The sequence below is a fragment of the Lactobacillus mulieris genome (assembly GCF_007095465.1).
In the GTDB taxonomy this organism is placed as follows: domain Bacteria; phylum Bacillota; class Bacilli; order Lactobacillales; family Lactobacillaceae; genus Lactobacillus; species Lactobacillus mulieris.
On the sequence record NZ_SDGL01000005.1, the window covers coordinates 65,022 to 91,944 of the forward strand.

Sequence of the window (26,923 nt, forward strand, 5' to 3'; positions counted from 1 at the left end):
TTAACTAAGTTACCTTTTTAGTGTAATTCTTTATTTTAAATATTTCAAATTAAACCGTTAAATTTCAAAAATTGTAAATAGTCTGATACAATAAAATAAATTAAAAGAGCTAATTTTCTGTAATTAGAGATATAATAAAATTAGTAAATAATTGTGAGGTTCTTTATGGTAGAAAGCTATGACAATTCCCAACTTGCAGAAATTGCACGCGATTATTACTTAAGCAAGTTGCCGATTACACAAATATCAAAGAAATATAACTTATCGCGTTACCTAATTGCAAAGGCTTTTGAAGAAGCTGAAGCTAGTGGGGTTGTTCATATTAGTATCAAGTCAAATGTTAAGAGAAATAATAGTCTTGAAACAAAATTGCGTAATTTGTTCGGTCTAAAAGAAGCTTTTGTTTTAAAAGATCAAGACACTACTAGCCATGACAATGAACAAATTGTCGACTTTGCAGCTCATCAAATTCAAAATTATTCAAAAGCTGCTAAAGAAATCGGCTTAACTTGGGGGACCACGGTCTTAGATACGATCGTTCATTTTGATGAAATTAAACGACCTGATTTATCCTTTGTGCAAATTGCTGGGATGAGCCTACGAACAGATACTCCACATGCCAACTACTCTTTAATACAAAGAGCCGCTGAGAAGTTTGATGCTAAGTCATATATTTTACCAGCTCCGTTGTATATTCTTAATCAAACTGCCCACGATTTAATGGAACAAGAACCAGCAATTGCTGAAGTACAAAAGAAATACCAACACCTTGATTTAATCTTCACTGGTGTTGGTACCCTCGCAAGCATGGAATCCAATCGCGTCTGGGGTAAGTTGCAAGATCAAATATTTGATGGTATTGACCAAAATAAAGTAGCGGGGATGATTTTTGGTCGAGCCTATGATATCAATGGTAAAATTTTTGAAAGTGTTGAAAATAAATTTACTGGAATTCAACGCGAAGATATTATGAAGACACCCATTCGTTTTGCTATTGTAAAAAATAAGTTCAAAACCCACTCATTATTAGGTGGACTCCGAACTCATTTAATTACTCATTTAGTTGTTAATGAAGCAATCGCCAATAAACTTTTACAAGAAGTTGAAAAATATCACTAATTACAGGCCATGTCTTTCTAAAAACGAAAGAATGGCTTTTGTTGTTTCTTCAGGTCTTTCGGCTTGCAAAATATGACCACATTCGGCAAGCACTTGACTTTCAATTTTTTCATTAATATATTGCATTGCTTGTGCAAATTCACAGTTAAAGTATGGTGACTTTTCACCTGCTAAAACAAGTAGTGGCACCGGTAAATCCATCACCACATCGCGCCAATCTTGAAAGGCGTGGTCGCACAAGAAGTTGTAGTTAGAACTTTCATCATAGGGATGTTCTTGTCGCTCCAATTTAACTGGGACTGCAATTTCAGGATCAACACGTACATAATTGGCATGAACTGTATCATGATACTTTAAAGAAATGGGGAAATTATCCCAAGTCAAATCTTTATAGCCAAAATTCCAACTATCATCATTAATCATCTTAGGAGGCTGATCAAGGTCAATCATTGCTGCGAAACGTCCTTTTCCAAATAATGAAGCATATGCAAACAAAGTACTTGCTCCCATTGAATTTCCAATTACGATGACATTAGTTAATTTTAATTCTGCTAAAAACTCTTCCAAATCAAGTGCATGACGACTCATTCGTTGTCCCTTATAAGTACGTTGACTTAAGCCTTGATTTCTAGGATCTAATACTAAAACGCGATATTTATCTTTTAAAAGGTCAACCATTTTATTAAATAATTTCCCACTAGCTCCGATTCCAGGTAAGCAAATAATTGCTGGTAAATCCGTTTGAGTATCAGTATAGTGCAAAAGAACATGATCACTTGTTTTAAATTCCATAATTACCTCACAAAAAAATGACTAGGATTACTAGTCATTTTATCATTTATTCTTCAACGCCAGCTAAAACTTCTTGCATTTTATCAGCTGAATTTTGCATCTTAGCTAATTCTTTGCTTGATAGTTCTGCTTCAATTACGTGGCTAATACCATTAGCATTAATTACAGCTGGAGTACCTAAGTATAAATCATGCTTAATTCCATATTGACCAGTAATTGGAGCTGAAAGTGGCAAGCAGATTTCCTTATTTTCAAGTACTGCCTTAACGATTTGCGCAAGCATCATTGCTACACCATAGAAGGTTGCACCCTTTTTAGCGATGATTTCGCCACCCTTTTTACGAACATCACTTTCAATTGCAGTTAAAACATCAGCTGACATAGCAGAGTATGAAGTCAAAGTTTTACCTGCAACAGTCGCTTCATCAAAGTTTTCAAAAGAAGTGTCGCCGTGTTCACCTAAAACATAAGCATTAACATCTTCAACCTTTACATTGAGCTTCTTAGCCAATTCAACTCTTAAACGAGCTGAATCAAGTGAGGTACCAGTACCGATTACCTTATTCTTAGGGAAGCCTGAAAGCTTTTGCGTTAAAGTAGTTAAAATATCTACCGGATTGGCACTAACTACGAAAATACCATTAAAGCCAGAATCAACAACTGGTTTAACAATACTCTTTAGAATTTTAACGTTCTTATTAACTAGGTCTAGTCTGGTTTCACCAGGCTTACGAGGAATACCTGCAGTAATAACAACCACATCAGCATCTTTTGCATCACTATATTCACCGGCATGAACATTAGTGCTACCAGTAAATGGAGTAATATCTTCTAAGTCCATTGAATCGCCAAGTGGTCGCTCTTTAACAACATCGCAAATCACTAATTCATCAAGCTTAGTATTTTGTAATAAGTCGTTAGCAAAAGTAGAACCTACTGCACCGTCACCAACTAATAAAACTTTACTCATTTTCAAAAACCTCTTTTAATTTGAATTTCTAATAGTTACCTGTAAACATTCCATCTGCCTTAGGTGGAACATAATCACCAAAGTACTTACTAAAGTCTAAATCTAAGTATTGACACAAATCGTAAACTTCAGTCATAGTCTTATCAATGACTGGAATGCCATTAGCTTCACGATCTTTAATTGCAGCCATTTCTTTTTCACCATGAGTATAAATTCGCTCCTGACCTACAGCCTTTGGAGCATCTCGTAATGCTTGTAAGTAGTCCGAAAAATGCTGCTTAATTGCTTCAGGATTGCCAAAACTTGATAAGTTAATAGCCATGAAGCCATGACAGGTGCCAGCCTTACCATCCTTCATAACTAAGTCACTAGTTAAACCTTGTGACAAAATAGATGAAAAGATTTCAGCAACCATTCCATTGCCATAGCCTTTATGAGAACCCAATTCTTCAGTATTACCACCAAGTGGCATAATACCGCCACCAACGTGACCAACAATATTTGAAAGAACTTCACCAGCATTATTAGTAGGTTGCCCATTTTTATCTAAAGCCCAGCCATCAGGTAACTTTTTACCCAACTTGTTGTACATTTCAAGTTTACCTCTAGTAACAACAGTAGTTGAGGCATCAAATAAAAAGTCATATGGATTTGCTGGAACGCACCAAGCTTGTGGGTTTGAACCAATCATGGCCTTGGAAGCATAGGTTGGCACCATAATGGCTTCGCTATTAGTACATGAAAAACCAAGCATGTTTTCTTTAGCAGCCATTTTAGCGTAATAACCGGCAATACCATAGTGGTTAGAGTTACGGACAGAAACAATTCCAACCCCAACTTCTTTAGCCTTTTTAATTGCTAATTCCATGGCAAAGTGACCATTAAGTTGTCCCATACCACTGTGACCATCAATCACGGCTGAAATTGGTGTTTCAAAAACCACTTCGGGTTCTGCATTCACTTTCATAGTCCCTTTTTGAATACCTTTATAATAGCGAACCATTCGTTGCATACCATGGCTTTGAATTCCATATAAGTCAGCTGTTAATAACACATCAGTAATAATGCGAGCTTTTTCTTCGCTAAAGCCAAACTTTTGAAAAGCGTCCATACAAAGCATGTTTAATTTATCGTAGGAAAATTTTACTTTCTTTCCTTCAGCCATAATAAAGCCTCTTTCTTTTACTTACAATTTCTCTCACATGCTAAATACTAGCACTTATTTTTAAAATTTACAAATAAGTGCTGAATTTTTAAAATATTTAAAAATCGATATCTTGATTAATTAATTTAGAAACTTCTTCTTGCAATTGCTCTACGGAATGTTTTCTTGCACGTGCACATTCCTTAGCTGGACTTCCACAAATAAAACAGCTTCTACCAGATATTCCTAATTGATTGCGGCTTAAGTCTTTCACTTGCCCTTTTTCGAAATAATGAACATCTAAGTCAAATAGCCTTGTTGCTTGGTTAGTTTGCTCAAATTTAATGCAATACTTTTTTACATTAATTGGCTTATCCATTGCTAAATAAAAATATTCAGGTCCTGTCTTTTTTTCTAACCAATCTTCTTTAAGCGTTAGCAAAAAAGGGGCGTTCTTTTCAAAGTTGATTAATTCCCGTTTGAAAAATTTTTCTATGACTAAGTTATTCTTTATTGGCCCTGGAATATTTAGTTTAGCACCAATTATTGTCCATGTTTTATTTTCAAGCACTAATCTATTTTGCAATTCAACTCGCCGATCTTTATCTATAAGTACGTCTAAAATTGTTACAGGTTCACCTATTTTAAAAATATTCATTTTACTAACTTTCTATCTATTCATAATAAAAAAGGATTCAGCGAATCCTTTTATTTTTTCTGTAAGTTTATCTTTACTGAACTATGATTATCAAGTTTATAAATCAAGCTTGCAACTATACTGCCTTTTTTGAGCTTATTTTGCTTTTTAACTTCTAATTTAGGAGATAAATTTGCAAGTTTTTGGTCCTTAGCAAGCCAAAGGGCAGAATCTGTTTCAGGTACAACTGAAATTTTCTTTTTTTGTTTTTTGCTAGTAATTGTTATCTTTTGATACTTTTTTGGCAAGTTATTTTTATTAATCTTAACTAACTGATATTTGTCAAATACTGTATCAATCATGTTATTAGTTTGAATAAATTGATTACTATATTCTCCTGGCACATCTAAAACTACTGTGATTACCCTACGATTATCAAAAGTTCCTGTTCCTACATAACAATAGCCAGCTGCATCCGTTTTCCCAGTCTTTAGTCCATCCATAGTACCTTTTTTAGGACCATAACCCATTCCTTCTAGCATATAAATGATATTTTCCATCTTGATTTCATTATCTTGACTAATTTTGAAGTTGGCATACTTAGTTTTAGTAATATTTAGAACTTCAGGATACTTATCTATCAAATATTTGGAAATCAAGGCCATATCTTTAGCTGAAAATTGATTTTCTTGATTATCATCAATCTTGGGTAGCTTTAAGTTACCTAATTCCCCATTTGATAAACCAATCATGTTATAAATTTCAGGATTTTTGACACCTGCTCTTTTTGCGACAACTTTCATTTTGTAATTAAAAGCAGCTACACTACCAGCGTCTGCTAGTGCCAATGCCTCAGTACTACCATCAGCTGAAACAATCATCATAGATTCAATAAGTGAGCGAACAGTATAACGTTCATTATAAATTAACGGAACATTTGAAAAACGCCAATCATCTGCTACTTTTGCTACATCTTTACTTATTTGAATTTCTTGATCCCAGTCAAGCTTATGCTTATGAATATCTTCCATGATTACTGCCAATGTTAAAATTTTTGTCAATGAAGCTACGGCATATTTCCTAGTTGCATTTTTTTGATAAAGAATCTGTCCTGTCTTTTCATCCATCATAAAAGCCGCTTTGACATTAACAGGCTTCTCGTCAGCTTTTACTACATTGAAAAAAGTTAAATTAATTATTCCAATAATGCAAAGGGCTACTAGCCAAGCAATTTTCAATTTATCCCTAAATCTTCTCATTATCATTCTCTTTCTTTGCAATACATATCATAGTAACTAATTTTACTATATTTTTACTTATTTGAACAAAAAAAGTAAGCCATACCCAAGTATGTCTTACTTAAAAATCAATTAATCACTAACTACCATAAGCCAATAATCTTCATCCAGCCTAAACCAAAGACGATAAAGAAAACGATGTAGAACAAACCGAGAATGAAGTTCATCTTCCACCATTCTCCTTGTTCAACATAACCACTACCTGCTAAAACTGAGGCTGGTCCATTTGCATAGTGGGTAGTTGAAGCCATAATAGCTGAAAAGATTGCTAAAAACATTGCTGCTGCCATCTTTGGGGCACCTGCACTTAAGGCAACTGCTAAAAATGGGCCATACATTGCAGTGTTGTGAGCAGTAGCACTAGCAAATAAGTAATGTGTATAGAATAGTAATACACCTAAAATAATTAAAACAATTATCCAGTTATCATGACCAACTGATTTAGAAATAGTTTCAGATAACCACTTAATAAAGCCAAATTTAGTTAAACGATTGGCCATATAAACTAGAATTGATAGCCATACTAAAACATTCCAGCCACCCTTTTCTGAAAGGAAGTCATCATTTGATAAAACACCAGTAAGTAAAAGAAGTGACATAGAAATGAAAGCAATTAAAGTTGCATCAAGTGAAATTGAACTTGATAACATCCAAAGAACCAAAGTTAATAAGAAAATACCAGCCATCCACATTTCAGGTACAGATAATTTTCCCATCTTCTTTAATTCAGCACTTGCCCATTCTTTTGCATTAGGAGTTTCCTTAATATCTGGGCCATACATTTTATAAATAATAAATGGCACAATAAGTAATGCTAATAAAGCAGGAACGCAAGTTGCTTCAAACCAACCAATCCAAGTAATATTTACTCCAAGTGACTTAGCCAATTCTACAGCAACTAAATTAGGAGCCATAGCAGTCAAAAAGAGCATTGATGTAATTAAATTGGCATGAAATTCAACAAAGGTCAAAAATGAACCCATTTTTTTACGACTTGGATCATTGGGCTTTGAATCAAAGTTTTCGGCTAAAGATTCTACCAATGGGAAAACAATACCACCAGCGCGTGCCGTATTTGATGGTGTTGCTGGACTAACTACTAAATCGATTGCTGCTACAGAATAACCTAAACCTAATGACTTGTGTCCAAACCATTCAATAAAATAAAAAGCAATTCTTCTTCCAAGGCCTGTCTTAATAATTCCTCTAGACAACATAAATGCCATTGCAATTAGCCAAGCAGCCGAATTGGAGAAAGCTGACAAAGCAGATAAATCAACTGTATGCCCTTTAACTACAACGTCCTTAATTGGAGCTAAACCAAGAAAAATAGTCAAAGTATATCCAATTAAAGTTGTAGCAGCAATTGGCAAGGGCTTAAAAATACACCCCATAATTGTCGCTAAAAAAATCGCCAACATATGCCATGCTTGTACAGTAACTCCTGCTGGTCTAACAGGTGTCGTGAACCAGAAAATCAATCCAACAATAATTGGAATGATGAAGCCTTTATAGTTCACCTTTTCCAAATGTTTCATAAAAAATCCTCCTGGGATTACTTCCCGCTAACAAACTCGCAAAGTAGTAAGTGATTCTGCGCTTGCTAAGCATTGCACAATAATTATACACTATTTTTCGGCGATATTTTATAAAATTTCAAAAAATATGCTGTTTTTTCAATAAGTTAAACGCTTCCAGTAAAAAGACATGTCTGCGCTTTCTTAAAGTTAACTAATTCACATTGTTAAAATAAATAAAAGCAATCCAACTTATAAAAAGTGAATTGCTCTTATTTTAAATATTCAAATAAACTTAAAGGCCAATAATTTTCATCCAAATGCCACCAATTACACCATAAAGGACAAGATAAAACAATCCCAAAACAAAACTCATTTTCCACCAATCTGTTTGTTTAACATAACCAGATGCAAACAAAGCTGTAGCAGGACCACAAGAATAATGCGTTGTTGATTGGTAAATGGCACCAGTAATTCCAAGCATGATAGCTGCAAACATTACTGGAACACCCTCACCTTGTGCAATAAGTAAAAATGGAGCATACATTGCAACAACATGAGCTGTTCCACTAGCAAAAAAGTAATGTGTATAGAAATATACTAATACCAAGATAGCCATTACTAGCATGGGATTCATCCCTTTAATGGAATGCTTAATAAACAATTGTAACCAATGAATAACCCCACCATGGACACTCAATTGACTAGCCATAAAAATTAAAATCGAGAACCAAACAACAACATTCCAAGCACCTGTTTCATGCAACAAATCATCTGTTGTTAAAATTCCAGAAAGTAGTAGCAAGGCGACTGCCAAGAAAGCAACTAAAGTTGCATCTAATCCAATAAAACTTGATACCATCCATAAAACTAAAGCAAGCACAAAAATTGTCAGCATCAGCTTTTCAGCTATTGTCATCTTACCCATTTTTTCAAGCTCATGATCCGCCCACTGCTTAGCATTAGGGGTTTCTTTAATTTCTGGTGGATACATCTTATAAATAATGAATGGAACAACTAAAAATGCTATCAACCCAGGAACAAGTGCTGCAAATAACCATTCAAACCATGAAATATGAACGCCATTTGCTTCTGCAAGTCCGACTGCTGCAACATTTGGAGCCGAAGCTGTCATAAAAAGAGAGGATGAAATTGTATTGGCATGAAATTCATTATAAACCAGATATGAACCAATTTTCTTTTCTGTACCATCCCCAACCTTTGAGCCAAAAGTTTCAGATAACGATTGAATAATTGGTAATACAATACCACCTGACCGAGCTGTATTGCTAGGAGTTGCGGGAGCAACTAATAAATCAATTAATGAAAGTGAATAGCCTAATCCCAATGTTTTTTTACCAAAATTACGTACAAAAATTAAGGCAATTCTTCTTCCCAAACCAGTCTTTACAAAACCACGTGCAATCATGTATGCCATGGCAATCATCCACGGAGTTGAATCTGCAAACGCAGTAAGTGCAAATTTCATCTTGACTAAGCCAGTTAGCAAAATTAAGACATAACTAATAATAGCGACTCCGACAATGGGGAGAGGTTTAGTGATACATGCAATAATTGTTGCTAAAAATATTGCAAACAAATGCCAACCAGAAACACTAATTCCAGTTGGTCTAACTGCTGTTAGAAGCCAAAGTAAGACTCCAACAACAACTGGCACGATAAACCCACGGTAGTTTACCTTAGCCAAATTTTTCATAAAAATTCCCTCCTGATAGGCAAATGCCTATTTTCAAGTACGAGCCTTATTCGGGTTCGCCAGTATTGATTATCCTCTTTATTTTACTTTTTTCAAATTTATCTTTATTTTTTAACTTTTATAAAAATAAGAGGCGTCTAAAATAGACTCCTCTTATAAAATATGATTTTTAATTTTCACGTGCAAATTTAGCCATTTGCATACCAGCTTGACGACCGAAAATAACTGTTTCAGCGATTGAGTTACCACCAATTCGGTTATTGCCGTGAAGTCCGCCTGATACTTCACCAGCAGCGTAAAGGCCTTTAATCACATTACCATTGGTATCAAGAACTTTAGTTTCTGGAGTGATGTGAATCCCACCCATCGTGTAGTGAATAGCTGGGTGAATGTGAATTGCAAAGAATGGACCTTTTTCAATGCCACGATCCATACCTGTACTTCTACCAAATTCAGTATCATTTGAAGCTTTAACAGCTTCATTCCAAGTTTTAACTGTTGCTTCTAAGTTAGCTGCATCAACACCAATTTCATTAGCCAATTCAGCAAGACCTGCGCCATGCTTAACCAAGCCAATAGCATCATAAAATTCAACAGCCTTAACGTGATCACGAATTCCTTGGTCAAAGATTAGGTAAGCTCCATCTTCATTTAAACCAGTAATTGCATTTGAAACAATCTTTCGAGTATTAAGTTCATTAACAAATCTCTTACCCGCACGGTTAACTAAGATTGCACCTTCACCGCGAACAGCTTCACCGATTAAGAAAGTACGAGCCCCATCAGTTTGAGCAGTTGGGTGAACTTGAACATATTCCATTTGCATAAGTTGAGCATCAACTGCTTCAGCTAACTTCAAGCCATCACCTGTTGCACCAGCTTGGTTAGTAGTCTTGTAATCTACTAAGTCTGGACGATATTTTTTCATCATTTCCTTTGAAGCACCAAATCCACCAGAAGCAAGTAAAACTGCCTTAGCTGAAACTTTCTTAAGACCGGATTCAGTTTCTACTTCAATTCCAGTAACGCTCTTATCTGCTTCAACAAGTTTAGTAACTTTTGCCTTGTTAAAGACTGGAATATCTTCTTCTTGAATCTTTTTAAGTAAGCCGGTAATCAAGTAACCACCAACTGGAGCCATTGAAGCTGGGCGGTGGGCCCGCTTTTTGCTCATACCACCAGTAATGGTTAAATCAGTTAAATCAATACCATGTTCTTCAAGCCATGAAATAGCAATTGCAGAGTGATCAACAAAATATCTCAACATGTCACGGTCGTTTAACAAACCGCCACCTTTTAAAGTTTCTTTGTAAAAATCTTCTTTATTGTCAATAATACCTTGAGCATATTGAACATTTGATTCAGAAGCATTCATCCCACTAGAAGCTTTATTAGTGTTACCACCTAAACCTTCATTTTTTTCAAAAACAGCAACTTTAAGTCCCAATTCGTGTGCTTGCATTGCAGCAGTTAGGCCAGTACCACCAGCACCAACAATCACTGCATCATAACTTGCAGCAATTTCAGAACTTTCTTTTGGTGTGAAAACGAATTTCGCCATCAAGAACTCTCCTTTAATTAGTCTTCTGGCTTACTACGATCAATATTGGTCATTTTAAGTAAGTCCATCCATTCATTATATTGTTCTTCTGTAACTTTTCCAGACTTAAGTGCAGCTTCACGCAAAGTTGTGCCTTCTTTGTCAGCTGTTTGAGCGATTGTTGCAGCTTCGTGGTAACCAATATGTGGTGACAAAGCTGTAACAGTCATCAAGGAATTTTCAAGTAAATCATCCATACGATCAGCATTTACAGTTAAGCCATGAATCATCTTATCAGCAAAGCCGGTAATAGTACCAGTTAAGATATCACAAGAGTCAAGGAAGGCTGCAATCATAACTGTCTTGTAAACATTCATTTCAAAGTTACCTTGTGAAGCAGTGAAAGTAATAGTAGTGTCGTTACCAAACACCTTAGCTGCAGCCATCGTTACAGCTTCTGCTTGAGTTGGGTTAACCTTACCAGGCATAATAGATGAACCTGGTTCATTTGCTGGAATATTTAATTCATTGTAACCAGCTCTAGGACCTGATGCTAAGAAACGAATGTCTTGAGCAATCTTGAACATATCAGCTGCTAAAGTCTTAAGTGCACCATGCATTACGTCAATACCAGAGTGGTGAGCTAAGCCCCAGAACTTGTTAGTATCAACCTTAAATTCATGACCATAAACTTCTGAAAGTTTACCTGCAATCTTTTCAGTCATACCAGGTGCAGCATTCAAACCAGTACCTACTGCAGTACCACCAATAGCCAATTCATATAAAGTTGGCTTCAATTGGCGAATGTATTCTAAGTCATGCTTAAGTGCTGAAATGTAACCTGAAACTTCTTGACCAAATGTCAAAGGAGTTGCATCTTGAAGGTGGGTACGTCCAACTTTAACAGTCTTCCAATATTTATTTTGTTTTTCCTTTAATTCACTAATCAAGTGTTCAATTGCTGGTTCAAGCTTATCAATTGCTTCAACTGCAACAATGTTCATAGCAGTTGGATATGTGTCGTTTGATGATTGACCACGGTTAACATCATCGTTTGGCAAAATGTTAAGGCCTGGGTGTAACTTATTAGCAAGGTTGGCAACAACTTCATTAACGTTCATGTTACTTTGAGTACCTGAACCAGTCTGTAAAACGTGAAGTGGAAAGTCTTTACGTAAGTCTTCATCGCTTAATGCAAGTAAGTGTTCAATTGCATCTTCAATTGCCTTACCCTTTTCTTCTGGTTCATCTCCAACTTCAACATTAGATTGAGCAGCAGCCTTCTTTAAGTGAAGGAATGCACGAATAATTTGGAGTGGCATTAATTCACCACTTGGAAAGTTATTACGACTTCTTTCAGTTTGAGGACCCCATAATGCATCCTTAGGAATCTTTACAGGACCAATAGTATCGCTTTCAATTCTGTATTCTTGTTCAGCCATTTTAAATAATCTCCTTACTGAAATTTAGCATTTGATAGCGCTAACAGCTTTATTATACACCTATCTTATTTAAATATTCAAAAAAACTAGATAAATTTTCAAATATTTGAACTTAGCTATATATCTATTAAAAAAGTCCTTGTATAAAAATACAAGGACTTTGAGAAAAAATTAACGAACTTGATGATTAAATTTATTTGCTAAAAAGTCACCAACAACTTGAGTAATAAAAATTAAAATAATGACTAATATTGTTGCTACCAAAGTAACATCATTATTGAAGCGGTTATAACCATATGAAATTGCTGTATTACCTAATCCTCCAGCGCCTACAGCTCCAGCCATTGCAGTTAATCCAATAAGCGAAATAACAGTTACAGTAGAAACACGAATTAATTCACTTCTGGCTTCTTTTAAGTAAATTTCAAAAATAATATCTTTAGTTGTAGCACCCAGTGATAAAGCAGCTTCAATCTTACCTGGATCAATCCCTTTTAAAGCCACTTGAACTTGTCGTGCATAAAATGGGAAAACTCCCAAAGTCAATGGAACAAGAGCGGCTTTTATACCAATCTGTGTACCAACAATTTTTTGAGTCACTGGTGCAATAAATGCCAGCAATATTACAAATGGGATTGCTCTAAAGATTGAAACAATTTTATCAGCCAAATTATACCAAAATTTATTTGCTAAAATTCCACCTTCTTCAGTTAAAACCAAAATCACACCAAAAATAAGTCCTAAAAAACCACCAAAAATAGCTGACCAAAATGTCATAAAGAGTGTTTGAAAGATTGCAGTTCCCCAACCTGCATCCCCACTCCAACCTAAAGAAAAGACATTTGGTAAATATTGTTGTAATAATTTAAGCATTTATTTGTCCCCTTTCATCAAGCTCTGTTACTAAAACATTTTCTTTTGCTAGAAATTCTCGAGCAGCTTTTTGCTTTTCGAAATCACCTTTTAATAAGACAACTAACGTACCAATTGGTTCTTCATTTAAAAGCTCTACATTTCCATAAAGCATACTTACCTCAACACCAAGTTTTGAATACAATTCAATAATAATTGACTTGGTTACGTTACTTAAAGAATATGTAAGCTGATAAATTGCTTCATTTTCAGATAATTTATCCAAATTAAGCTTATTAAGAGTTGAAATAGCAGCAGAAGAACCACCTACAAAGTTTCTAGTTAATTCTTTCTTAGGTTCTAAGAAGATTTGTTTTAAACTACCTTCTTCAATTAAATGTCCATGTTCCATAACCGCCACACGATTGGCAATTTTCTTTACGGCTTCCATTTGGTGCGTAATTAAAACAATAGTTAAGCCAAGTTCCTTGTTTAACTTTTTCAATAGATCTAAAATTTGGTTAGTATTTTGTGGATCAAGAGCACTTGTAGCTTCATCAGATAATAAAATTTCTGGATCGTTAGCTAAAGCACGAGCAATAGCCACACGTTGTTTTTGCCCACCAGATAATTGGCTGGGATAAAAGTCAGCCTTTTCTTTTAAATCAACTAGTTCAAGTAAACGTAAACTTTTTTCTTCGATTTCTTCATCAGATAAGTTACTGTGTCGCAGTGCAAAAGCAACATTTTCTAGCACACTAGTTTCATTTAAAAGATTAAAACTTTGGAAAATCATACCAATTTTTCGACGATGCTTTTGTAATTCTTTCCCAGAAATAGCAACTTGGCCATTCTTAACAAATGTTGTGCCTTGAACTACAACATCACCTGCACTTGGTTTTTGTAGCAAGTTTATTGTTCTAACTAAAGTTGACTTCCCTGCTCCAGAGAAACCCAAAATTCCAAAAATATCACCTTTTTGAATTTTTAAAGTTACACCATCAACAGCTTTAACAACTTCTTTCTTTTGCTTAAAGGTAACTGAGATATTATTTAATTCGATAATGCTCATATTTGCCTCCTACTTAATTTTGATATCCCAACCGGTTAATTCAGTATTTCCATAATATTTTTTAACTAATTCTTTTGTTTTCTTTGTTTGGTAAGCTTTAACAACATCAAGATAAATTTGCTTGTTTTTATCATTCTTTCTTGCTGCAATCAAGTTAATCCATTGCTCACTATCTTTATTAACTGGTTCAACATAAATTGTTTGCTTATCGCCTAAACCAGCTGGAGCAGCATATGAGTTATTAACTACTGCAGCGTCAACAGATTTTATTATTCTTCCTGCTTGATCTGCCGCAACTTCTTTAATTTGCAAGTTCTTTGGATTGGAAGTAATATCTGCTACACTAACAATCTTCTTCCCACTTTTGAGTTTAATTAACCCTGCATTTTTGAGAACATAAAGCGCACGTGATTCGTTTGAAGCATCATTAGGTACTGCAATAGTTGCACCATCAGGTAAGGAGTTAATTGATTTATATTTCAATGAGTATAATCTAATCGGAGCAATGATAGTTTTACCAATTGAAACGATATCAGCTTTATTTGCTTTATTCCAAGCATCTAAAAATGCAAAATGCTGAAAAGCATTTAAATCAATATCGCCATTTAACAAGGCTTTATTTGGTTGATTGTAATCAGTAAAATTCTTAATCTGAATGGTAATTCCATATTTTGCTTTTGCAGTTTTGGCTACACTATCCCAAATTTTGGCATCTTCTTTAGTTTGGCCCACAACTCCAATAGTGACTGTTTTACTACTTTCTTTTGGAGCCTGATATACAAAACTAAAATATCCTGCAACTAGTAAAAATATTGCAAATACACTAGCAATAATTCGATTCTTTCTCCGCTTTTTTCTCATTTACAAAACCTCTTTCTTCAAACAAAAAAGCACTCATCCTAAAAGGACGAGTGCTCGTGTTACCACCTTTAATTTGTTTATTACTTGCATAATAAACCTCACTAAGTATCTCTAGAAATACCTTGCTTTGTTAACGAGAGCAACCCCGCTAATGACTAAATATCGCCATTAGTGATCATTCCTAGCCCATGTTCATCAAAGATTCAAGTCTCCCTTTCACCTAACGGAGCTCTCTAAATCATGAATTACTTCAACTACTCTGCTATTCAAGATCAAGATTAATTAATTAAATTTGTTGATACTAGATTATAATGTTTCTCTCATTGTGTCAAGCGAAATTTGTTTGAAATATAAATTTATTTTGACTATCATATTTAAAGTAGGAGGTATATATGATTAAAGAATTTAAAGATTTTATTTCAAGAGGAAATGTTTTAGACTTAGCTGTTGGTGTTATTATTGGATCTGCTTTTACTTCAATTGTTAATTCCTTAGTAACTAACTTATTAAACCCATTTTTAGGATTATTTTTAGGTAAAATTGATTTATCTAACCTTATTCTGAAAGTTGGCGGAGCTAGTTTTAAATTTGGTAGCTTTATCAATTCTATAATTAATTTCTTAATTATTGCATTTGTAGTATTCTTAATTGTAAAGAGTGTTAACAAGCTAATGCCCAAACCAGAACAAAAGCCAGCTGGTCCCACTCCAGAGCAAGAATACTTACGAGAAATTCGCGATTTATTAAAAAATAAATAATCAAATATTTAAAGGCCCTTGAGGCCTTTTTATTTTGCCAAAAAATATTGCAATAATTTCTAAAATTCGGGAAAATTATTTTTGTGCTTAATTTAGAAAAAAGGGAGTTTAATTATGGGAAATTTTTTCTTATGGATATTTTTGTCCATTATTGGCTATTTCATAGCCAAAAAGTGGTTGTTTAAAGCTCAACCACATTCTATTAGAATTTATGCGGTGGTTTTTAGTATTTCAGCATTAGGGTTGGCTGTTACTACCCACCCTACCACTAAACCGGCAACACATTATCTTGTGAAAAAGGTTAAAGCAGATAATTTTTCCAGCAATAAGGCTACTAATGAAAGTTTAAACGCTGAAAAGTCTAGCTTACAAAAACAAGCAGATCAACTAAAAGAACAAGTTTCTAGCGCTGAAGAAGAATCTGAAGCAATCGCAAGTTCAAAAGAAACTCAATCTAGTAAAGCTGCAGCAGAAAGTAGCTCAATTGCTCAGGCTAAGGCTCAAGAACAAAGACAAAGCACAACAAAGATCAATCAAGGCGATTTTAATACTGCAACTACTGGAAGAATAGTTGGTAATGCACGCTCTAAAATTTATCATGTTCCTGGTCAAGCTGGTTACAACATGAATAGCGCAAATGCAGTATTTTTTAATTCTGAACAAGAAGCTATTGCAGCTGGATATAGAAGGGCTAAAAGATAATGAAAAATAAAAAATTATTAATTTCTATCTTACTCACCATTTTATTTTTTGGAGCTGGAATTAATGGCAACCTTAGTTCTGTACAAGAAAGTCAAAAGCCAAAAGTTATTACTAAAGTTAAATATGATAAAAGTGAAGTAAAAAAATCAGAACAACTGTCTGATGAAAATGCTGAACTATCTGATGAAATTCAAGAGTTAAAAACTCAAATCAAGGATTATAAAAAGGCCCTCAAAAAGTTAGGGAAAGCATCCCCAACTGATTTACCTCAATCAGAAAAAAACAATGCTAACTTGGCAAGCTTAAATTATAATGGTGAAGATGTAATTACCGTAAACAATAACAATCCTTCATTTACTAAATCGGATTTATCAACAGCTAATGGGGCTTGGCAAAGCTATGGAGATTTAGATAATTTGAATCGAGCTACATCTGCAAATGCTTTGCTCAATATAAGTTTAATGCCAAAAGCCAAGCGTGAACCGCTACACGTTAATCCAACTGGCTGGCACAATAAGAGAATTAGTGGTGGATGGTTATATAATCGTTGCCATTTAATCGGCTATCAACTTACCGGTCAAAATAACAATTGGAAAAACTTAATTACTGGCACTCGCCAACTAAATGATCCAGATATGCTGAAATATGAAAATGAAGTTGCTGGCTATATAAAAGAGTCTAGCAACCACTTTGTTCGATATCGTGTAACACCAATTTTTAGAGGAAATGAACTACTTGCACGTGGAGTTCAGATGGAAGCACAATCTACTGGGGAAAATACGATACGGTTCAATGTATATATTTTCAATGTACAACCCGGCTATAATTTAAATTATAATGATGGTACGAGTAGTGCCGCATAAAAAAGGTATTTAGTATGAGATTTATATACTCAACTAAATACCTTTTTCTTTACTTAGCAAAAGACGAAAACAGTCCTGCAACTGATATTCCAACAAATACTGTAAAAGTAATTGCTAACCAAATATTACTTCTAAAAATAAAAAGTAGAGCTGCAGAAATGACCAAACTAATTAAAAAAGCAGTTATTTTTTTCATAATACTACTCCTTTACTACAAAATGATATTATGGCTCTACAGTTATTGTAACCGCTTTTATTTTTTTACAAACGATATGCATTTTATACTTTGTTAAATAAAAAGATTTCTCACTTTAAAGTAAGAAATCTTTTGGTTATTTTTTCTCTTTAACAATATAAATTGGACGATGTTTTACTTGTAAATAAATTCTGCCAATATACTTGCCAACAATCCCAATGCATAGCAATTGAATTCCACCTAAGAATAAAATGATTGAAACCATTGATGCCCAACCAAAAATACTACTCATAGGTGACATAATCTTTCTAATAATAACAAAAATTATACTAATTACAGAAATCGCTGAAGTAACTGAACCAGTCCAAACAGCTAAACTCAAAGGTGCTTGTGAAAAATCACTAATTCCATCCATAGCATATTTAAATAATTGCCAAGTAGACCAATCGCTTTCTCCTGCGACTCTTTCTACATTATGGTAATCAAGATATTTGGTCTTAAATCCTACCCAAGAGAAAATTCCTTTAGAAAATCTACTATATTCTCTCATTGAAAGAACTGCATCTACCATTTGGCGAGTCATCATTCTAAAATCACGTGCACCTGGAACAATTTCTGTATTGGAAATTTTATTAATACATTTATAGAACATATCACTTAAAAATGATTTGATCTTTGCTTCACCTGTTCGGTCAACTCGGCGTGTTCCGATACAGTCATACTCACCACTCTGTAACTCCTTATACATTTCTGGTAGAAATTCCGGAGGATCTTGCAAATCAACATCCATCACAACTACATAATCACCTGTTGCAGCATCTAAACCTGCAAGCAAGCCAGCTTCTTTACCAAAATTTCTAGAAAAAGAAATATAGTGGACATGCTTTTCATCTTTTTCATGCAAAGCTCTCATTTCCGCAAGCGAATTATCATGAGAACCATCGTTTACAAACCAATATTCTGGTTCAATGTCCATTTTAGTTACGACTTTTTGAACTGCCTCATAAAATAAAGGAATTGATTCTTCCTCATTGTAACAAGGAACAATAATTGAAAGTTTATCCATTTTTATCCTTCTTTAAGTAAATTTCACTATTCAATTATACCAATAAAATGAGCATAATATCCATAGCCATCTCCGTCAATAATCAAAAAAAGAAGCTCATCACAGCTTCTTATAATTCATTCTTTTTAAAAGTAAATACCTTATTAACTACAAATTGTAACATCGTTGCTAAAAACGTTGAAATTACCTTAACAATCATTTCATTTTGATGCATTAAAGTAACAAAAATAAACAAGCAAGTAGTTGTAATCAAAGTAGTGATTTGACCAATAATATAATATTTAATAAATCGGCTTAATAAATGATCACGCACATGGAAATTTAGATATGTATTCATATAAAAGTTATTAACCAATGCACAACTTGAACTAATAAAATTAGCAATTTCTACTGGTAAAGATGTAAATTTGGTTAACAACCAAAATAAGCCAAAATCAATAAAAAGGCCAAAAACACCGATAAAACCATAAATCACAAATTCGCGAAAATCATCAGACTTGATTAAGCTAGTAATTTTTTCTTTCATATTGCTTCCTACTTTCTAAGATAAGTTAAAAAGCTGTAATCATATGGATTCTTTTTATCAGCAGTAAAACTTTCTTTTTTTATTAATTTAAAAGCTGAATAGTCAATTTTGGGCATAATAGTATCTGCTTTAAATTCTCCATCAATTTCTGTCTTTTCAAGACAATCTACGATATCCTTTAACCCCTCAAAAACACTTACTCCACCAATAACCGCAACTTCATCTTCTTTATGACTTAATAAATACTTCCTTAACTGTTCCATAGAAGTGACAAAATTTACTTGATTATTAGTTTTATATTTTTGAATTAGTGCTTCATCATGAGTTAATACTAAGTGCTTTCGTTTGGGCAAAACAAATGGCAAACTAAGAAAAGTCTTTTTTCCCATTACCATCGTTTTTCCCATAGTTTTTTCTTTAAAATGTGCTAAATCAGCTGGTAAATGCCATGGGAGATGTCCTTTATAACCAATTTGATGTTTATTATCTTCTGACCATACAAAACTTAACATTATTATCTCCTATACAGCTACTGGTGCCTTAATAACACCATGATGTTTATAGTCTACTACCTTAATATCTTCCATTTCAAAATCAGAAATATCTTTTTTAGCTGGATTAAGCCAAAGCTTTGGACTATCAAAAGGATCACGCGATAATTGCTTTTCAACTTGGTCAAAGTGATTTTTATAAATATGTGCATCCCCAAGTGTATGAACAAATTCGCCAACTTCTAGTCCTGTTTGTCTTGCAACTAAGCTTAGGAGTAAAGAATAAGATGCAATATTAAACGGAACACCTAAAAACATATCCCCACTTCGTTGATATAGCTGCAAACTCAACTTATTATCAGCAACATAAAATTGGAATAATGTATGACATGGTGGCAAAGCACTAGTTGGCACATCTTCTGGATTCCAAGCTGAAACAATCATTCTTCGAGAATCAGGATGGATAGTTAATTGATTTAATACTTCTTGAATTTGATCAATACTACCACCAGACCTTTTTTTCCAATGACGCCATTGTGCCCCATAAACATCACCCAAGTTACCAAATTTTTTAGCAAAATCTGCATCTTCTAAAATACGCTTGGTAAATATTTGCATTTGTTCATCATATTGCTTTTTAAATTCACTATCAGCCTGACTTCTAAGTCCAAAGTCTGTCATATCTGGACCATGATAATCATCAGAATTAACCCACTTTTTAAAGGCCCATTCATCCCAAATATGATTATTGTGTTCTAATAAGAACTTAATATTGGTATCTCCTCTTAAAAACCAAAGAAGTTCGCTTTTAATTAACCCAAATGGCACTTTTTTTGTTGTTAACAGAGGAAATCCTTCTGATAAATCGAAACGCATTTGAGCGCCAAATCTTGAACGTGTTCCTGTTCCTGTTCGATCAGTTTTATCATGACCAGTTTCCATGATGTTTTTTAATAAGTCTAGGTATGGTTGCTCTAAAACTGCCATAAAATCGCTCCTTATATTTACAATGTTTCTATCTTATCATATTTCAGACTATTTGATATCTAAATTAAAGCAAATATAATAAAATACTCATAAGGAGGAATAAAAAATGCTATTTTCAATCTCAACCCTATTAATTACAATTATAATTGTCGCATTAATTATCTTTTCTTGTTCAATTGTGCCACAAAATTATGAAGGTTTAGTGGAGACTTTGGGAAAATATTCTAAAACTGAAAGAGCCGGACTAATTTTTATTATTCCATTTGTTCAGAGAATTCGTAAAGTGTCATTAGCCCTTCAACCACTCGAAATTAGTAAGTATTCAATTATTACCAAAGATAATGCTGAAGTTTCAACTAGTTTAACCTTGAATTACCAAGTAACTGATTCATTCAAGTATTTCTACAACAATACCGATTCAGTTGAGTCAATGGTGCAACTAGTTCGGGGACACTTGCGTGATATCATTGGTCGAATGGATTTAAATGATGCTTTAGGTTCAACTAGCCAAATTAACGCCCAGCTTGCTGAAGCAATTGGTGATTTGACCAATGTTTATGGTATTCGAGTAATTCGGGTAAACGTTGATGAATTACTTCCAAGTAAAGAAATCCAACGTGCAATGGATAAGCAATTGACAGCTGATCGTGAAAAAACTGCTACAATTGCTAAAGCTGAAGGGGAAGCACGAAATATCGAATTGACCACCAAGGCAAAAAATGATGCCTTAGTTGCTACGGCAAAAGCTCAAGCCGAAGCGATTAAAACCCAAGCTGATGCAGAAAAATACCGGATTGAACAACTGAAAGCTGCTTTAGCAAATGCCCCTGAAGACTACTTTAAGAATCAAAGTATTGCTGCTTTCAAGGATTTAGCTAATGGTGAAAATAACTTAATTGTGATGGATAAGGATAACTTAACGCAATTAGGTAACATCCCTGCTGTTAAAGAAATTTGGAAAAAGCAAGATTAAGATTAGTTAGCTACAACTAAAATGCATAAAAAAGCCATCTCTAATTGAGATGGCTTTTATTTACTTATTCTTTTTATGCATTCTTCTGAAATAGTATTCCGTTGCACTTGCTAATAATACTAATGCACCAACTGTAACTGAAATTCTTGTTTCATCATTTAAAAACATAAAAATTACAATTAACACTAAAACAGCAAAAGCAAAAAAGTTAGAGTACGGATATAAGGGTAATTTGAATGGATGGTCTTTCATAATTTCCGGATTATTTTTTCTAAACTTATATTCAGCCATTAAAATTACAAACCAAGCCACCATTCCTGGTAAAACTGACGAACTATAGACAATAACAAATATTTCATCCATTGTTTTGTTAACAGTTGAAAGAATAAAGTTCAATACAAATCCAATTAAAATTCCGGAAGTAATCCCAACAATAGCCTTACTTGGAACAATTTTCTTAGAAATCTGTCCAAAAATCTTTGGAGCATCGCCCTCATTCGCTAATTTAAAGAGCATTCTACTTGAAGAATATATCCCACTATTGGCACCTGATAAAGCAGCAGTTAAAACAACAAAGTTAATAATTGAAGCAGCACCAGTAATCCCTACTTTAGTAAAAGTTTCCACAAATGGTGAGCCAATTGCTGAAAGTTGATTCCAAGGATAGATTGAAACAATAACAAAAATCGCACCAACGTAGAAAATCAGAATTCTCCATAGAACGGACTTAACACTTTTAACAACGGCTTGCTTAGGATTAGCAACTTCACCAGCACTAATTCCAATTAATTCAATTCCTTGATATGAACCAACAATAATTGACATTGAAAAAATGAAGCCCTTTAAACCACCAGTAAAGAAGCCGCCGTGACTCCATAAGTTGCTAAAGCCGACAGGTTTCCAATTATTACCAAACCCAAGCAAAATTACTAAAAGTCCAATGATAATCATCAAAACAATCGTTACAACTTTAATCATTGAAAACCAAAATTCAAGACTAGCATAAGCTTTGGCACTTGCTAAATTCGCCAATAGTAAGAACCCTATAATAATTATCCCTACTAAAAGAGCTGGAGTTTTTGGCCACCAAAACTTCAAATATTCAGTTGCCGCTACAACTTCACTAATTCCAACCACGATATATTGAAAAACCGCAGCCCATTCAGCCATATTTCCGGCTAATGGGTGAACATATTCAGTTGCATAATCAGCAAATGACCCTGTTCCAGGGTTAACATAGAGCATTTCACCTAACGCTCTCATAACAATATAAAGAATAAGTCCAACAAAAATATATGCCAAAAGCACAGAAGGTCCTGTCCATTTAATGGTTGAGGTTGATCCCATAAAAAGTCCAACACCAATTGCACCACCAAGGGAAATCATTTCCATTTGGCCGGCAGTCATTGATCTCTTTAACTTTGGAGCCTTATTTTCAGCCATGACTATCTCCTCCCACTTTTAATCCATGTCTTAAAACATATACAACAGCAGCCACTATTAAAACTAACAATCCTGCTATAACTGAAACTCTCGTTTCACTATTAATAAACATAAATCCAACAATAACAAGTAACATTGCAAAAGCAAAGTAATTAGAATATGGATATAATGGCAACTTAAATGGGTGATCTTTCAATAGTTCTGGATTATTTTTTCTGAATCTTAATTCTGCAAGCAAAATTACAAACCAAGGTATCATACCTGGAAGAACTGATGAACTAAATACAATTACAAATAAGTCCTCAGTTGATTTGCTAAATTGAGATGCAAAAACATTCAAAACAAAGCCTAAGAAAATACCAGAAGAAATTCCCATAATTGCTCTACTTGGAACTACATGTTTTGACAAATAGCCAAACACCTTAGGTGCATCGCCTTCATGAGCTAACTTGAATAACATTCTACTTGAAGAATAAATTCCACTATTTGCACCAGATAAAGCTGCTGTTAAAACAACAAAGTTAATAATTGAAGCAGCTGCAGTAATTCCCACCTTAGCAAAAGTAGTTACAAATGGAGAACCAAGACTAGATAACTGATTCCATGGATAAATTGTTACAATTACAAAAATTGCCCCTACATAGAAAATTAAAATTCTAAATAAAACAGACTTGACACTCTTAACAACAGCTTCTTGTGGATTTTCAACTTCACCTGCACTAATTCCAAGTAACTCAATTCCTTCATAAGAGCCAACAATAATTGACATTGAAAAAAAGAAGCCTTGTACACCACCAGTAAAGAAGCCACCATGACTCCACAAATTACTAAAACCAGTTGGGTGTCCACCATTACCGAATCCAAAGAAAATTACTAAAAAGCCTAAAATAATCATCAAAATAATAGTAACGACTTTAATCATTGCAAACCAAAACTCTAAGTTTGCATAAGCTTTCGCACTTGCTAAATTTGCAAGTAATAGGAAAGCAATGATAATTACCCCAGACCAAAAAACATTTACTTGTGGCCACCAAAATTTCAAATATTCAGTTGCTGCAACAACCTCACTCATTCCAACAACGATGTATTCAAAAACATTAGCCCATTCAGCCATATACCCTGCCATTGGGTGAACATATTCAGTTGCATAATCTGCAAAAGAACCAGTTCCTGGATTAACATAGAGCATTTCACCTAATGCTCGCATAACAATGTATAAAATTAATCCAACAAACATATATGCTAATAAAACGGATGGTCCTGTCCACTTGATAGTTGAAGTTGATCCCATAAAAAGTCCAACACCAATTGCACCACCAAGGGAAATCATTTCCATATGCCCAGCAGACATCGAACGCTTTAACTGCGGAGCAGAACTAGTTTTTTTATCCATAAAAATCCTCTCACTCTGAACAAGTTAGCTTAGTAACTTATTCAGCAAATTTCTTTTCTTATTGTAAGTTATCTATTTGTCTATAGCAAATTCAGGTTTATTAATAATGAAAAATCATTTTACCTAAAAAATAGAAAATAGGCACCAATAAACTTGGCAATAAATCCAAACTTTTAATTTCACGAATTTTTAACAAGCTAATTCCACTTGCTGTAATCAGAAAGCCACCAACAAGACAAAGCTCATTAACTAATTCCATACTAAAGAAATTTGCAAAGCCTACTTTAACAAGACAAAAGATCAAGAAAAACCAGCCTAATAAAATAGGTGTTTCCAAAAGCATCCCCCAACCAAAACTAGCACCAAAAATAATAGCACATACAAAAGTTAAAGATGCATTAGTCAATAAAAAAGTTAAATCACCAGTCTTAGCTGCATTTATTGGCCCCAATAAACTAAGTGCCCCAATACAATCTAAAAAAGTAGCGGTTGCGACACCTTTTGCCAATTCACTGGTAAACTTGGTTTCAAGTAAACTTTCAACATGTTGGTCAACTTCAAAGAATTTACCTATTAAAGCCCCTAAAGTTAAGCTCACAACAAATAAGAGGGGGAAATTTGACTTATTCATGTAGTTAACCACAGTATTAACTCCAACTCCCAATGCGGCCAAGCCCAGAGCAAGCCAGAGAGCATCAATATATTTCTCTTTTAAATGCTGCTTAAACAGACATCCGATTGCTGTTCCAATCACTACAGCCAATCCGTTAATTAAAATACCAATCAAAATTTCACGTCCCACAAATCAATTTAACTTATTTTTTATCTTTATCATTTTATATAAAATGATTTCATTTTTCCAATCAAAACATTTACTTTTTCTAAAATTGGTAACACTAACTTATTTTTTTCATCAAAGAAAAGTCATATTTGTCAGTTAAATTATAGCCAGTGAATGAAAGGAGTTCTACACTTATGAAAAGAAAGAAATTAAAGCTCATTAGCATTCCTTTAATAGCATTAACAATTGCTGGTGAAACAGCAATTATCACTAATCAAAATGTGAGTGCTGCTAATACTACCCCACCCTCAATGCCTTCTGGTTCAAAAAAAGGTGGTGCTAATACCCAAAGTTATGATTATACTGGTAGTTTATCCGCTTCAGTCTTAGCAAATTCAACTAGTCGCAAATTACTCAATAAAACCTTATCTAGTTCAAGCAAAGATAAAAACGTTGCGTTAATAGAAAATGCCGGCACATTAACTTTAAATCGCGTTACCTTAAACAAAACAGGTTCTTCATCTAATGATGATAATAACAACTTTTATGGAACCAATTCTGTCTTACTAGCAACTGGAAAAAAGTCTACTGCATATATTAAGAATTCAAAAATCAAAAGTAATGCAACTGGCGCTAATGGAATTTTTGCTTCAAATAAAGCAACTATTTATGCAAATAACACCTCTATCACAACAACTGGTTCGGCCAATTCACGTGGTTTAGATGCAACTTATGGTGGTACAATTATTGCCAATAAATTAAGCATTTCTACTAAGGGAGATCATTCTGCAGCCTTAGCAACTGACCGTGGAGGCGGAAACGTAAGTGTCACTAACTCTAAACTAAAAACCGCTGGTAGTGGCTCTCCATTAATTTATTCAACTGGAAATATTGAAGTAAATAACGTAACTGGGACCGCTACTGGCTCTCAAATTGCTGGTATGGAAGGTTACAACAACATTTATATTTCTAATTCTAAGTTATCATCTACTAACAACAAAAAAACGGGCTCTGATCCAATTAAAAATGGTGTAATTCTCTACCAGTCAATGTCAGGTGACGCTGATACTTCAACTAGTGAATCCGCAAAATTTCAAGCTGTAAATTCTAGCTTGTCAACTTCAATTGATTCTGGCGCAATGTTTTATGTTACTAACACTAGCGCCAATGTAGTACTCAAAAATACTAAGTTAAATTTCAATTCAAATAAAGTGAACTTATTAACCATTGAAGGTAATAACTCAAACTTTTGGGGCAGTGCTGGTTCAAATGGTGGTAAAGTAACTTTCACTGGCATTAAGCAAAAATTGAACGGTAACATCTCAGTTGATAATATTTCTAGTCTTAAGCTTTATTTGTTAAAGAATTCAACTTATACTGGTAAAACTTCAATCACAACCAATTCCAAGGCAACAAGTTCTAGCAAAACTTCTGCTCCAATTACAATCAATCTTACTAAAGGCTCCAAATGGGTAGTAACTGGCAATTCAACTGTAAGTAATTTAAATGTTGAAGCAGGTGCAAAAATTGTTGATAATTCAGGTAAAACTGTTACTATTGTCAATTCAGCTGGTAAAACCTTAGTTAAAGGAACCAGTAAATATAAAATTACTGTAAATGGAAGCTATAGTAAAAAAGTAACAACTAGTTCTGCTAACAAATTAAGTAAAAGTAGTGTTTCAAGAACAGCTTTTGACAAATATTTCAACACTAAGACTGAATTTTCATATTAAAAAATAAAAAGAAGCAGCTAACGTACTAAACACATTGAACATTTAGCAGT

Annotated in this window: 26 protein-coding genes; 6 read left to right on the plus strand and 20 right to left on the minus strand. The window is 34.0% G+C overall.

All coding sequences use genetic code 11. The features are described from left to right. Positions 1-165: 165 nt before the first annotated feature. Positions 166-1,119, plus strand: coding sequence for a sugar-binding transcriptional regulator (locus ETI37_RS03165; protein WP_006586819.1), 954 nt, complete (start codon positions 166-168; stop codon positions 1,117-1,119). Here ETI37_RS03165 and ETI37_RS03170 read toward each other — a convergent pair whose 3' ends face one another. The 12 genes from ETI37_RS03170 to ETI37_RS03225 form a co-directional block, all read right to left on the minus strand. Continuing rightward, on the minus strand, positions 1,120-1,911 hold the full coding sequence (locus ETI37_RS03170) for an alpha/beta fold hydrolase (protein WP_006586820.1): 792 nt from the start codon (positions 1,909-1,911) through the stop codon (positions 1,120-1,122). Between the two features lie 46 nt (positions 1,912-1,957). Beyond that, a complete protein-coding gene (locus tag ETI37_RS03175) occupies positions 1,958-2,881 on the minus strand; it encodes an L-lactate dehydrogenase (RefSeq protein ID WP_006586821.1) in 924 nt (307 codons plus the stop codon). A 28-nt stretch (positions 2,882-2,909) separates the two neighbouring features. Then, a complete protein-coding gene (locus ETI37_RS03180) occupies positions 2,910-4,046 on the minus strand; it encodes an Ldh family oxidoreductase (protein WP_006586822.1) in 1,137 nt (378 codons plus the stop codon). Positions 4,047-4,143: 97 nt separating this feature from the next. Then, positions 4,144-4,683, minus strand: a complete 540-nt coding sequence (gene citX / locus ETI37_RS03185; RefSeq protein WP_006586823.1) for a citrate lyase holo-[acyl-carrier protein] synthase — start codon at positions 4,681-4,683, stop codon at positions 4,144-4,146. Between the two features lie 50 nt (positions 4,684-4,733). Further along, a complete protein-coding gene (locus ETI37_RS03190) occupies positions 4,734-5,927 on the minus strand; it encodes a D-alanyl-D-alanine carboxypeptidase family protein (RefSeq protein ID WP_006586824.1) in 1,194 nt (397 codons plus the stop codon). A 116-nt stretch (positions 5,928-6,043) separates the two neighbouring features. Continuing rightward, entirely contained in the window at positions 6,044-7,498 is a 1,455-nt protein-coding gene (locus tag ETI37_RS03195; RefSeq protein WP_006587342.1) for a DASS family sodium-coupled anion symporter, read from the minus strand. A 274-nt stretch (positions 7,499-7,772) separates the two neighbouring features. After that, complete coding sequence (locus ETI37_RS03200; RefSeq protein ID WP_006586826.1) at positions 7,773-9,194, minus strand: DASS family sodium-coupled anion symporter; 1,422 nt, start codon at positions 9,192-9,194, stop codon at positions 7,773-7,775. Between the two features lie 169 nt (positions 9,195-9,363). Further along, complete coding sequence (locus tag ETI37_RS03205; protein WP_006586827.1) at positions 9,364-10,755, minus strand: flavocytochrome c; 1,392 nt, start codon at positions 10,753-10,755, stop codon at positions 9,364-9,366. Between the two features lie 17 nt (positions 10,756-10,772). Beyond that, complete coding sequence (locus ETI37_RS03210) at positions 10,773-12,176, minus strand: class II fumarate hydratase (RefSeq protein WP_006586828.1); 1,404 nt, start codon at positions 12,174-12,176, stop codon at positions 10,773-10,775. A gap of 171 nt (positions 12,177-12,347) precedes the next feature. Then, positions 12,348-13,049 carry a methionine ABC transporter permease gene (locus ETI37_RS03215; protein ID WP_006586829.1) on the minus strand — a complete coding sequence of 234 codons (702 nt, stop codon included), beginning with the start codon at positions 13,047-13,049 and terminating at the stop codon, positions 12,348-12,350. Further along, positions 13,042-14,100: a methionine ABC transporter ATP-binding protein gene (locus ETI37_RS03220; protein ID WP_006586830.1), complete on the minus strand. Its 1,059-nt coding sequence runs from the start codon at positions 14,098-14,100 to the stop codon at positions 13,042-13,044. Before ETI37_RS03220 ends, ETI37_RS03215 begins: the two co-directional genes overlap by 8 nt. Before the next feature lie 9 nt (positions 14,101-14,109). Further along, positions 14,110-14,961, minus strand: a complete 852-nt coding sequence (locus ETI37_RS03225) for a MetQ/NlpA family ABC transporter substrate-binding protein (protein WP_006586831.1) — start codon at positions 14,959-14,961, stop codon at positions 14,110-14,112. 392 nt (positions 14,962-15,353) lie between these two features. Between ETI37_RS03225 and mscL the strand changes: the two genes are divergently transcribed. The 3 genes from mscL to ETI37_RS03240 all read left to right on the plus strand — a co-directional run bounded on the left by mscL (position 15,354) and on the right by ETI37_RS03240 (position 17,284). Continuing rightward, positions 15,354-15,719, plus strand: a complete 366-nt coding sequence (gene mscL, locus ETI37_RS03230) for a large-conductance mechanosensitive channel protein MscL (protein ID WP_006586832.1) — start codon at positions 15,354-15,356, stop codon at positions 15,717-15,719. A 114-nt stretch (positions 15,720-15,833) separates the two neighbouring features. Then, positions 15,834-16,421, plus strand: a complete 588-nt coding sequence (locus tag ETI37_RS03235) for a sunset domain-containing protein (protein WP_006586833.1) — start codon at positions 15,834-15,836, stop codon at positions 16,419-16,421. Further along, positions 16,421-17,284 carry a DNA/RNA non-specific endonuclease gene (locus tag ETI37_RS03240; protein ID WP_006586834.1) on the plus strand — a complete coding sequence of 288 codons (864 nt, stop codon included), beginning with the start codon at positions 16,421-16,423 and terminating at the stop codon, positions 17,282-17,284. The genes ETI37_RS03235 and ETI37_RS03240 overlap by 1 nt, the downstream gene beginning before the upstream one ends. 49 nt (positions 17,285-17,333) lie before the next feature. On the opposite strand, the gene ETI37_RS07790 is transcribed toward ETI37_RS03240, so the two are convergent. The 5 genes from ETI37_RS07790 to ETI37_RS03260 all read right to left on the minus strand — a co-directional run bounded on the left by ETI37_RS07790 (position 17,334) and on the right by ETI37_RS03260 (position 20,550). Beyond that, positions 17,334-17,480 (minus strand): hypothetical protein, encoded by a 147-nt coding sequence (locus tag ETI37_RS07790; protein WP_022091177.1) that lies wholly within the window; start codon positions 17,478-17,480, stop codon positions 17,334-17,336. Between the two features lie 136 nt (positions 17,481-17,616). Beyond that, entirely contained in the window at positions 17,617-18,546 is a 930-nt protein-coding gene (locus ETI37_RS03245) for a glycosyltransferase family 2 protein (RefSeq protein WP_006586836.1), read from the minus strand. 109 nt (positions 18,547-18,655) lie between these two features. After that, a complete protein-coding gene (locus tag ETI37_RS03250) occupies positions 18,656-19,072 on the minus strand; it encodes a GtrA family protein (protein ID WP_006586837.1) in 417 nt (138 codons plus the stop codon). An 8-nt stretch (positions 19,073-19,080) separates the two neighbouring features. Then, positions 19,081-19,584: a dihydrofolate reductase gene (locus ETI37_RS03255; protein ID WP_048595577.1), complete on the minus strand. Its 504-nt coding sequence runs from the start codon at positions 19,582-19,584 to the stop codon at positions 19,081-19,083. 9 nt (positions 19,585-19,593) lie between these two features. Continuing rightward, complete coding sequence (locus tag ETI37_RS03260; RefSeq protein WP_006586839.1) at positions 19,594-20,550, minus strand: thymidylate synthase; 957 nt, start codon at positions 20,548-20,550, stop codon at positions 19,594-19,596. Between the two features lie 106 nt (positions 20,551-20,656). Between ETI37_RS03260 and ETI37_RS03265 the strand changes: the two genes are divergently transcribed. Next, complete coding sequence (locus tag ETI37_RS03265; RefSeq protein WP_006586840.1) at positions 20,657-21,523, plus strand: SPFH domain-containing protein; 867 nt, start codon at positions 20,657-20,659, stop codon at positions 21,521-21,523. A 60-nt stretch (positions 21,524-21,583) separates the two neighbouring features. Here ETI37_RS03265 and ETI37_RS03270 read toward each other — a convergent pair whose 3' ends face one another. The 3 genes from ETI37_RS03270 to ETI37_RS03280 all read right to left on the minus strand — a co-directional run bounded on the left by ETI37_RS03270 (position 21,584) and on the right by ETI37_RS03280 (position 25,146). Beyond that, on the minus strand, positions 21,584-22,966 hold the full coding sequence (locus ETI37_RS03270) for an amino acid permease (protein WP_006586841.1): 1,383 nt from the start codon (positions 22,964-22,966) through the stop codon (positions 21,584-21,586). Beyond that, positions 22,959-24,359 (minus strand): amino acid permease, encoded by a 1,401-nt coding sequence (locus ETI37_RS03275; protein WP_006586842.1) that lies wholly within the window; start codon positions 24,357-24,359, stop codon positions 22,959-22,961. The genes ETI37_RS03270 and ETI37_RS03275 overlap by 8 nt, the downstream gene beginning before the upstream one ends. A 100-nt stretch (positions 24,360-24,459) precedes the next feature. After that, the gene (locus tag ETI37_RS03280; RefSeq protein WP_022091179.1) at positions 24,460-25,146 is read right to left on the minus strand and encodes a DUF554 family protein; all 687 of its coding nucleotides are present in this window, start codon (positions 25,144-25,146) and stop codon (positions 24,460-24,462) included. A 188-nt stretch (positions 25,147-25,334) separates the two neighbouring features. Here ETI37_RS03280 and ETI37_RS03285 point away from each other — a divergent pair, with 188 nt between their 5' ends. Next, a complete protein-coding gene (locus ETI37_RS03285) occupies positions 25,335-26,873 on the plus strand; it encodes an autotransporter outer membrane beta-barrel domain-containing protein (protein WP_006586844.1) in 1,539 nt (512 codons plus the stop codon). The last annotated feature ends 50 nt before the right edge of the window (positions 26,874-26,923 follow it).